The following is a 4488-nucleotide window of genomic DNA, read 5'->3' as shown; positions in this document are numbered from 1 at the left end:
ATTTTTTGCGTTAGCAAAAACATAAAGGGTCTGGGATTAATCCCAGCAAGCCGGTATATTCAGAACGAAGTGGCTAGAATATACGACGCTTGCCAAACCACTATATTACTTGAGAAAATATAGATTATATTATAAGCTATATTTATGAAAAGGAATATTTTTCGTCAGAAAGGTGGTGGGACTTGTGAACGAACATAAAGATAATTTGGCTAGCGATTTGTCTGTTGGGGGAAACCGTAAACCCAACCGCAAAGAGCCAAAACAAATTAGTTTCAGAGTGAGTGAACAGGAATATTCAAAGTTGAAACAGTCGGCAGAAACTTTGAATATGACAGTGCCTAATTTCGTTAAGAAAAAGGCACAAGGCAGTCGATTAGTGTCGCCAAAATTAGACAAAGAAACGCGACAATCGATTGCCAAAGATTTAAGTCATTTGGGTAGTAATGTGAATCAGATTGCTAAGTGGTTTAATCAAAATAAAGATAAGGCTACACATTTACCAGAAGAGAAATATCATGATTTAGAAAAGCAATTTGATGATGTGAAAAAGGAGTTGCATAAGATATGGCAACAACTAAATTAGGCAATACGAAGTCGGCAAGTCGTGCCATTAATTACGCAGAAGAACGTGCAGAAGAAAAAAGCGGCTTAAATTGTGATGTTGATTATGCTAAATCATATTTTAAGCAAACTAGGGCGTTATATGGCAAAGAGAATGGTGTTCAAGCACATACAGTCATTCAATCTTTTAAGCCTGGCGAAGTAACAGCTAAAGAGTGTAATGAGATAGGTTTAGAATTAGCTAAAAAAATTGCACCAGATTATCAAGTTGCAGTTTATACACATACAGACAAAGACCATTATCACAATCACATTATTATTAATTCAGTAAATTTAGAAACAGGCAACAAGTATCAGTCAAACAAAGAACAACGTGATTTTATAAAAAAGGCGAATGATCAGTTATGTGAAGAACGTGGTTTATCTGTGCCAGAAAAGTCATCAGAAATCAGATATACGTTGGCAGAACAGAACATGATAGATAAAGATAAAAGGTCATGGAAAAATGATATAAGAATGGCAGTTGAAGAAACAAAGGATAACGCAGTAGACTTTGAAGAATTTAATACTTTGCTAAAAGAAAAAGGTGTTGAAATCACGAGAGTAACGAAAAACAACGTAACGTATAGACACATTGAAGAAGATAAAAAAGTACGTGGGAATAAGTTGGGCGATTCTTATGACAAAGGAGTGATTGAAAATGGCTTTGCAATCGAGAAATTCAGACGAGAACGAGAAGAAGAACGAGAATACGATGAATATGCAGACACGTTCGAAGTTGACTGGGACGCAGTCGCAGAAAATTCAGAAGACCTTAGAAAACGAAGAATTGCAAGAACTGAAGAAACAAAACAAGCTAGTAATAAAATATATATCAGAGATGAAAGAACAACAGGACTTGAGAGAAAAGGAATTGCAGGCAATCAAGTCGAGTTTGAAAAAGACGACGGAGGACTTTCAAGGTAGAGGTAAAAAAGTCCATAATGATTTTGTTCGTTTGTTACAAAAGAATTTAAATCGAGTGAATGCAGAAGATATTGAGATAGAGGTTCGAAAAGATGTTTATGGAGTTCGAGAAGAAATTCATTCGATGTTGCGTGAAGTTAAACAATCACATGAACATTATCAAAAAAGACAAAAGCAATTATTTACTGGTATTGGTGCAATGTTATTAGTGTTTATGCTTTTTGCTTTGATTATGACGATTGGCAGAGATTTTATGGGCTTTTTACATGTAGATGTATTACAGAATGCCATAGCAAGCAAAATAAAGGCTTCTGAGGGCTTTATTTCAGTTTTATGGTACATTGCTTATGGTTTACCTTATATACTCGCTATAGGGCTATTTATTTGGTTGTATGAGTGGATAAGAGCAAGATTCCATGATTAAACAAAGTATGATCAGGCTTTTATGCCGAGAAAATTTATTTATATTGAGAAGTACCCTTAACTAAACTTGCAGACGAATGTCGGCATAGCGTGAGCTATTAGCCCGACCATTCGACAAGTTTTGGGTTTGTTAAGGGTACAGAGGCTCAATGTAAATAAAGCAATTGGAATAAAGCAACAAAGGGGGTTGAAGAAAATGAGTAAGAAGAAAAAGATTAATTTAGCAATATCAATTGCTCAAGTAGTAGTGCAGGCGTTAATACTTTATAACACTTATCAGCAATATAAATATTCTAAAAAATATTCAGCCTAATAAAAAAAGACTTAGTCTGAATAGACCAAGCCTTTTGTTAGTGTTATATTAATATGCAAATAAAAAAACAAAAAAAGAAGTCGCTCACTCCCTGACCAAAGTTTGTGAATGCGACTTACCTTAAAGAAAAACAGTTGGTGTTTTTTTCTTAATTTTTGTATATCTAGATATTAAACGATATTGGTTTATTCTTCAAGATATATATTCGGGTGAGCGACTTCTTAAACAAAATAAGGAGTCGATTTTTTATGAGTAAAAAAGCAGAAGAAATTCAGGCAAAACAAAGTTTGGAAAAGGAAAACTCAAATTTTTCTAAAACCGGATACTCTAATAGCCGGTTAAACCGACATATTATGTACACCCCCGAACCAAAATTACACTTTGATGCTATGACAATTGTTGGGAATCTTAATAAGAACAATGCTCACAAACTGTCTGAATTTATGAGTATTGCGCCACAAATTAGACTTTGGGATATATTACAAACCAAATTTAAAGCTAAGGCTCTACAAGAAAAAGTTTACATCGAATATGATAAAGTAAAAGCAGATGCGTGGGATAGACGTAATATGCGTGTTGAATTTAATCCTAATAAACTTACGCATGAAGAAATGCTTTGGTTAAAACAAAACATCATTGACTACATGGAAGATGATGGTTTTACAAGATTAGATTTGGCTTTTGATTTTGAAGACGATTTGAGCGATTATTATGCGATGACTGATAAATCAGTTAAGAAAACTATTTTTTATGGTCGTAACGGTAAACCAGAAACAAAATATTTTGGTGTTCGTGACAGTGATAGATTTATTAGAATTTATAATAAAAAACAAGAACGTAAGGATAATGCAGACATTGAAGTTATGTCTGAACACTTATGGCGTGTAGAAATTGAATTAAAAAGAGATATGGTTGATTATTGGAACGATTGTTTTAATGATTTACATATTTTGAAACCAGATTGGTCTAGTTTAGAAAAAGTAAAAGACCAAGCAATGATTTATATGCTAATTCATGAAGAAAGTACATGGGGTAAATTAGAAAGACGTACAAAAAATAAATACAGAGAAATGTTAAAAAGTATTTCAGAAATTGATTTAACGGACTTAATGAAATTGACTTTAAAAGAGAATGAAAAACAATTGCAAAAGCAGATTGAATTTTGGCAGCGTGAATTTAGATTTTGGGAGTGAAAAAACAATGAGGACTGAAAAAGAAATTTTAAATTTAGTTTCTGAATTTGCTTATCAACGAAGCAATGTAAAAATTATTGCTCTCGAGGGTTCAAGAACTAATGAAAATATAAAAAAAGATAAGTTTCAAGATTATGATTTTGCTTTTTTCGTATCAGATATTGAGTATTTCACACATGAAGAAAGTTGGTTAAGTTTATTTGGAGAATTATTGTTTATACAGAAACCAGAAGATATGGAATTATTCCCACCTGATTTAGATTATGGTTACAGTTATATAATGTATTTTAAAGATGGCATAAAAATGGATATTACATTAATTAATTTAAAAGATTTAAATCGTTATTTTAGTGATTCTGATGGTCTTGTAAAAATTTTAGTTGATAAAGATAATTTAGTAACTCAAGAAATTGTTCCAGATGACTCAAATTATTGGTTAAAAAAACCAACAGAACGAGAATTTTATGATTGCTGTAATGAGTTTTGGAGTGTCTCAACGTATGTAGCAAAGGGTGTTTTTAGAAGAGAAATATTATTTGCTTTAGATCATTTCAATAATATTTTACGTCCTGAATTATTAAGAATGATTTCTTGGTATATTGGCTTTAATAGGGGTTTTGATTTTAGTTTAGGAAAGAATTATAAGTTTATAAACAAATATTTAACTGATAAAGAATTCAATATGCTTTTAGCTACTTTTGAGATGAATGGATATAGAAAGACATACCAATCTTTTAAGCTTTGTTGTGAATTATTTAAATATTATTCAAATAAAGTAAGTTGTTTAGGAAATTATAACTATCCAAATTACGAAAAAAATATTGAGAATTTTATTCGTAATAATTATGAGAATTAATTTTATTAGCAACCACATTTTTGGTTGCTTTTGTTTTGATTTTGAATTTGGTTTTGAACTATGAGTGGCTAGCATTTTGCCACTCATTTTTTGCGTTAGCAAAAACATAAAGGGTCTGGGATTAATCCCAGCAAGCCGGTATATTCAGAACGAAGTGGCTAGAATATACGACGCTT

At 31.8% G+C, this 4488-nt stretch carries 5 protein-coding genes; all 5 read left to right on the top strand.

Features of this window, described 5'->3' with window-relative positions:
* Positions 1-184: 184 nt before the first annotated feature.
* The 5 genes from LQ673_RS14605 to str all read left to right on the top strand — a co-directional run bounded on the left by LQ673_RS14605 (position 185) and on the right by str (position 4312).
* The gene (locus LQ673_RS14605) at positions 185-583 is read left to right on the top strand and encodes a plasmid mobilization protein (RefSeq protein WP_001002114.1); all 399 of its coding nucleotides are present in this window, start codon (positions 185-187) and stop codon (positions 581-583) included.
* The gene (locus LQ673_RS14600) at positions 565-1527 is read left to right on the top strand and encodes a relaxase/mobilization nuclease domain-containing protein (protein ID WP_000246202.1); all 963 of its coding nucleotides are present in this window, start codon (positions 565-567) and stop codon (positions 1525-1527) included. The genes LQ673_RS14605 and LQ673_RS14600 overlap by 19 nt, the downstream gene beginning before the upstream one ends.
* Positions 1496-1951 carry a DUF334 domain-containing protein gene (locus LQ673_RS14595; RefSeq protein ID WP_000753824.1) on the top strand — a complete coding sequence of 152 codons (456 nt, stop codon included), beginning with the start codon at positions 1496-1498 and terminating at the stop codon, positions 1949-1951. The genes LQ673_RS14600 and LQ673_RS14595 overlap by 32 nt, the downstream gene beginning before the upstream one ends.
* 560 nt (positions 1952-2511) lie before the next feature.
* Entirely contained in the window at positions 2512-3456 is a 945-nt protein-coding gene (locus LQ673_RS14590; RefSeq protein WP_011167206.1) for a replication initiation factor domain-containing protein, read from the top strand.
* A gap of 7 nt (positions 3457-3463) precedes the next feature.
* Positions 3464-4312 (top strand): streptomycin adenylyltransferase Str, encoded by an 849-nt coding sequence (str, locus tag LQ673_RS14585; protein WP_001258486.1) that lies wholly within the window; start codon positions 3464-3466, stop codon positions 4310-4312.
* The last annotated feature ends 176 nt before the right edge of the window (positions 4313-4488 follow it).

Source organism: Mammaliicoccus sp. O-M54 (assembly GCF_022386035.1).
GTDB lineage: Bacteria > Bacillota > Bacilli > Staphylococcales > Staphylococcaceae > Mammaliicoccus > Mammaliicoccus sciuri_A.
The sequence above is the reverse complement of the archived record's forward strand: the minus strand, read 5'-3'. Positions and strand labels throughout refer to the sequence as shown.

Excerpts from the sequence above, each read along its gene's own strand:
- LQ673_RS14600 (WP_000246202.1), top strand. The coding sequence starts at position 565 with ATGGCAACAACTAAATTAGGCAATACGAAGTCGGCAAGTCGTGCCATT.
- str (WP_001258486.1), top strand. The coding sequence starts at position 3,464 with ATGAGGACTGAAAAAGAAATTTTAAATTTAGTTTCTGAATTTGCTTAT.
- LQ673_RS14590 (WP_011167206.1), top strand. The coding sequence starts at position 2,512 with ATGAGTAAAAAAGCAGAAGAAATTCAGGCAAAACAAAGTTTGGAAAAG.